The sequence below is a fragment of the Kitasatospora sp. NPDC057542 genome, assembly GCF_042801945.1.
Lineage (GTDB): Bacteria > Actinomycetota > Actinomycetes > Streptomycetales > Streptomycetaceae > Kitasatospora.
The window spans coordinates 1-4,846 of the sequence record NZ_JBHVFE010000592.1; the positions used below are offsets into that span (position 1 = coordinate 1).

The following is a 4,846-nucleotide window of genomic DNA, read 5'->3' on the forward strand; positions in this document are numbered from 1 at the left end:
CCGGCCCGTTCGGGGCGGCCCCCGCCGCGACGGCGGGGACAGTGGACAGCAGCAGGGCTGCCCCGAGGGCGAGGGCGGTGAGGGACACCGGACGGGGGGAGGGCATCACACGGGAGCCTTTCGGAGGCGGGGCCGGGGCGCTCCCCCGGCGGGTTGCACCCACCCTGGTCCGTCGGTGTCAGGAACTTGTCGAGAGGCTGTCGTGAACCGGTGGGGGATGCCTCCGGAGGGCGAATTACGATCATCCTCATGTGCGCACATGTCGTGGTTGCCGAGGACGACCCCAAGCAGGCCGACCTGGTCCGCCTGTACCTGGAGCGGGAAGGGCATCGTGTGGTCGTCGTCCACGACGGCCGCGCCGCGCTGGAACAGGCCCGGAGCGGCCCGACACAGCTCCTGGTCCTCGACGTGATGATGCCCGTCATGGACGGACTCGACGTCTGCCGCGCCCTGCGCGCCGAATCCGCCGTCCCGGTCCTGATGCTGACCGCCCGCAGCACCGAGGAGGACCTGCTGCTCGGGCTCGACCTCGGCGCCGACGACTACCTCACCAAGCCCTACAGCCCCCGCGAACTCGTCGCCCGGGTGCGCGCCCTGCTGCGTCGCGGCTCCCGCCCGCTGTCTCAGGACGCCGCCGCGCAGACGGCAACGCCCGTCGCCCCGTCGGCGGCGGTGCTGACCACCGGGGCCCTCACCGTCGACCCCCTGCGCCACGAGGTCACCGCGGACGGACGGCCCGTCAGCTGCACGCCCGGTGAGTTCCGGCTGCTGGAGGTGCTGGCCGCCCAGCCCGGCCGGGTCTTCACCCGGGCCCAGCTGCTGGAGCACCTGCACGGCATCGACCGGTACATCACCACCCGGACCGTCGACACCCACGTGATGAACCTGCGTCGCAAGATCGAGCCCCAACCACGGCTCCCCACACGCCTCTTGACTGTCTACGGCATCGGCTACAAGCTCGCGGAAGGGCCGCGCGGTGCGTCGTGACACCCCGCCGCACCGCAGCCTGCTGCTCCGGCTGCTCGCCCTCTCCGCCCTGGTCTCCCTCTGCTCCATCGCCGCGACGGCCTGGCTGACCGCCCGCACCACGACGGGCGTGATCAGGCAGGAGCGGCGTCAGGTCCTCGCGGACCAGGCCCGGATCTACCACGAACTGCTCGGCTACGCCGCGACCCACCCCGACTGGACCGGCGCGGAGTCGACCGTGCGGCGGCTCGCCGCCGACACCGGGCAGCACATCCTGCTGGCCACACCGCGCTTCGAGCCGGTCATCGACTCCGCGTCCGCGGCGCCGGCCCCGAACACGGCCGCCGACCGCACGGCCCTGCCCCACACCCCCACCACCACCGTCGACCCGCTCTCCGTCGATCTCGCCATGCTGCCCGATGCCCCCGCCGACCGGATCGACGCCCGCGCCGTGGGCCCGTTCCGGCTGACGACCGCCGAGCGCACGGCCATGGAGGAGGCCGCACGGAACCGGGCCGGCTGCCTGCGGTCGGAACTGGGCGTCGAGGCGACCGTCACCGACGACCCCGCCGGACACCCCGTGGTGAGCGTCCCCGGCGACCACGCCCCCAGCGCGCGCTGCGCGTCCCCCCTGGTGCTGGACGCCCCGACCCGCACCGAGAGCGCGGCCCTCGCCGACCTCACCGCACTCGTCAACGCCTGCCTGGAGCGCCAGCAGATCCGGCCCGTCACGCTGTCCCTGGCGCTGCAGTGGTCCCCGTCCCGTGACCCGGCGCAGGAACAGGTGATCTCCGCCTGCCTCGCCAACTCCCGCCGGCAGCAACTCGTCCGGTACGTGGCACCGCCCGTGCTGCTGTTCGTCGGCGCACCCGCCGGGGCGGAGGATCCGGCCCCCGTCCTGTCCGCCCCCCACCGCGGGCGGGTCGCCGAGGTCGCCGCGCTGGTCCTGGCGATCACCGTGGCGATCACCACGACGGTCGGACTGCGGCTCTCCCGGCCGCTGAACGCACTCACCCGCGCCGCCAGGCGGATGACCGACGGGGACCTCTCCGCCCGGGTGGCCACGACCGGCCGCGACGAGATCGCCGGACTCGCCGCCGCCTTCAACGCCATGGCTCAGCGCCGCGAACAACTCGAGGAGCTGCGCCGGGCGATGGTGGGCGACATCGCGCACGAACTGCGTACCCCGCTCAGCAACATCCGCGGTTGGCTGGAGGCCGTCGAGGACGGCATCGTCACCGCCGACGGAGCCCTGACGAGTTCGCTGCTGGAGGAGGCCCTGCTGCTTCAGCACGTGATCGACGACCTGCGGGACCTCGCCGCCGCCGACGCCGGCGAACTCGCCCTGCACCGCCGGCTCGTGGACGCCGAGGACCTGCTCGCCCAGGTCGCCACCGCCCACGGCGCCCGGGCACAGGCGTCGGGCGTGACCCTGACCGTCGAACCGGTCGCGGCCACGGCCGGATACGAGGTGTTCGCCGACCCGGTGCGTTTGCGCCAGATGGTGGGCAACCTGGTCGCCAACGCCGTCCGGCACACCCCGGAGGGCGGCACGGTCACCCTGCGGACCCGCCTGGACGCCGACGCCCTGCTCATCGAGGTCGCCGACAGCGGCAACGGCATCGCTGCGGCGGACCTGCCGCTGGTGTTCGAGCGCTTCTGGCGGGCCGAGAAGTCCCGCAACCGCCAGAGCGGCGGCAGCGGTCTCGGCCTCGCCATCGTCCGGAAGCTCGCCGAGATCCACGGCGGCGACGTCCACGCGGCCAGCACGCCTGGAACCGGCTCGGTGTTCACCGTGCGCCTTCCCACCACGGCTGCCGCCCCACCGCAGGCCCCCGGCGGCCGGCGGAACGACCGTTGAGGGTGCTCAGGACATCAGGCACGACGCCTGAGGGACTCGTCGGCGACGCTACGCCTGGCCCCGTCCAGGGCTACGATCACCGGCCGCGTGATCCGACGTTACGAGCACTGTGCACCGGGCGAGTTGGTCCACGTCGATATCAAGAAGCTCGGCAACATTCCCGACAGCGGCGGCCACAAGGTCCCGGGCCGACAGGCCGGGCGCACGACCCGTTCCGACGCCCAGTACTCGCAAGCCCACACCGCGTGGGAGGCCTGCCGTTCGGCCTCCGCCAGCCGCGCCGACTCGGCCGCTGCTCCTCGGCCAGCCCGGCCGCCTCCAGGTCACCACTCCAGGGCCGCAGCACCGACGCCATCGGGTTGCAGTTGGCCGCGCCAGCGCGGTGCGGTCCCGGGCGTCATCGAGGTGCGGCCTCAGCACCGTCACGAAACCGCATCCTGATGAAATCGATTTGCGGCCACGAACAATTCGGTCCGGGAGACTCAAAGAACCACGCCAAGACGCATTGAACTGTTCCACGAAGATGCCACCACAGACCTCCCGAAGATCTCACCGAAGATTTCACCGCGGATAGCCCCGGAAGCACCATCGCAGGCTCCTGGCCATGGGCCACGGCGCTGCTCGCCCGGTGGAGCCCGAGGCTACCTGCCCCGCCCCCACAGTCACACCGCCGGGCCTGCGCCAGGTGGGGTGGCCGCCGCGTCTGGCCCTGGCCCCGCGGGCGGGGCCCGTCCGGCCCGGCATCGTCCCGTGCTGCGCCCTGCGCGGCGGTGGGTGTGCCGTACTACTTGTGGAGGGTCTCGGAGCCATGTCTGTTCTTATCTGGAGTCGTCGATGTCTGTTCGCCGTGTCGTGCCCAACATTCAGTCAGAGACTGCGCAGGAGAACCGGGAGTTCTATGGCCTGCTGGGCTTCGAGGAGGTCATGAACCACGGCTGGATCATGACCCTCGCCTCAGCGTCCAGTCCGGCGGCGCAAGTCAGCTTCATGACCAGCGACGAGACTGCGCCGGTCACCCCCGACATGAGTGTCGAAGTGGATGATGTGGACGCGGCCTATGCGGCCATGCGGGACAGCGGTGCGGAGATCGTCCACCCCCTGCAGGATGAGGAGTGGGGCGTGCGGCGGTTCTTCGTCCGTGACCCCAACGGCCGCATGGTCAACGTGCTGAGCCACCGCTGACGCCGCTTTCCGCACGGCCGGAAAGATGCCGGTCACAGCCACTCGTTGACGGCTGCGACCAGCACGGTCGCTTCGTAGCGGACCGCGTGCTTGTCGTACCGGGTGGGTGCGCCACGAGGTGACATGGAGTCGAGTGAGGTGTGAGACCTGCACCGCCGGGTTGTCGCAGCAACCTGACTGAAGCTGGGGGCAGTTCGTCTCGGGGGATGTCGAGGTGAGCGGTAAGCAGCCCTGACAGTGCCGGGACGGACCGGCACTGCCAGACGGTCCGGGTCCGGCTAGCGAGACGGGAAGGTGTACGCGAGGGACCAGCGTTTGACGCCACCGACTCCTACCGACTCGCCAGCACCAGAGCGCGAACGGAGCAGCGCGCCAAAATCGGGTGACATCTGACTGGGCGGCCTGAAGCGGTGGATGATCGACGAGGATCGTTGCCATGACCTACGTGATCGAAGCTGCTCGTCCGGACGACTCCGCGCAGCTGGGGCCGCTGCTGCTGAGGGCTTGGCTGCAGACATACCCCAACCCGGAGGTGGGGATCGACGAGGACTGGATCCGTGAGCATCGCGGCTCGTCAGCTACCGCGGAAGGCATCAACCAGTGGCGGGAGTTCATCGAGGCAGCGAACCAGGAGCCGGACCTGCTGTTCTGCCGTGTCCTCCGTTCTGAAACCGAGATCGTCGGCGTTCTCTGCGGGCGCCGCGGCGAGATGGTCACTCTCGGACCGATGTATCTGCTGAACCACGTCCAGGGCCAGGGACTCGGTGGCCGCATGATGACCGAGTTCCTCACCTGGGCCGGAGCCGCACCCATAGGCCTATGGGCCACCGACTACAA

4 protein-coding genes and 1 pseudogene are annotated in these 4,846 nt (G+C 70.9%); all 5 read left to right on the forward strand.

Features of this window, described 5'->3' with window-relative positions; genetic code table 11:
• Nucleotides 1-249 precede the first annotated feature (249 nt).
• A complete protein-coding gene (locus ACFU7Y_RS40285) occupies nt 250-987 on the forward strand; it encodes a response regulator transcription factor (RefSeq protein ID WP_224280764.1) in 738 nt (245 codons plus the stop codon).
• Complete coding sequence (locus ACFU7Y_RS40290) at nt 977-2,827, forward strand: ATP-binding protein (protein ID WP_224280765.1); 1,851 nt, start codon at nt 977-979, stop codon at nt 2,825-2,827. The genes ACFU7Y_RS40285 and ACFU7Y_RS40290 overlap by 11 nt, the downstream gene beginning before the upstream one ends.
• A 78-nt stretch (nt 2,828-2,905) precedes the next feature.
• Nucleotides 2,906-3,028: pseudogene (locus ACFU7Y_RS40295) on the forward strand (IS481 family transposase); the annotation flags it as partial.
• Nucleotides 3,029-3,661: 633 nt separating this feature from the next.
• On the forward strand, nt 3,662-4,009 hold the full coding sequence (locus ACFU7Y_RS40300; protein WP_380771346.1) for a VOC family protein: 348 nt from the start codon (nt 3,662-3,664) through the stop codon (nt 4,007-4,009).
• A 436-nt stretch (nt 4,010-4,445) separates the two neighbouring features.
• Nucleotides 4,446-4,846, forward strand: a 401-nt coding sequence (locus ACFU7Y_RS40305; RefSeq protein WP_380771348.1) for a GNAT family N-acetyltransferase, incomplete at its 3' end; no start/stop codon positions are given.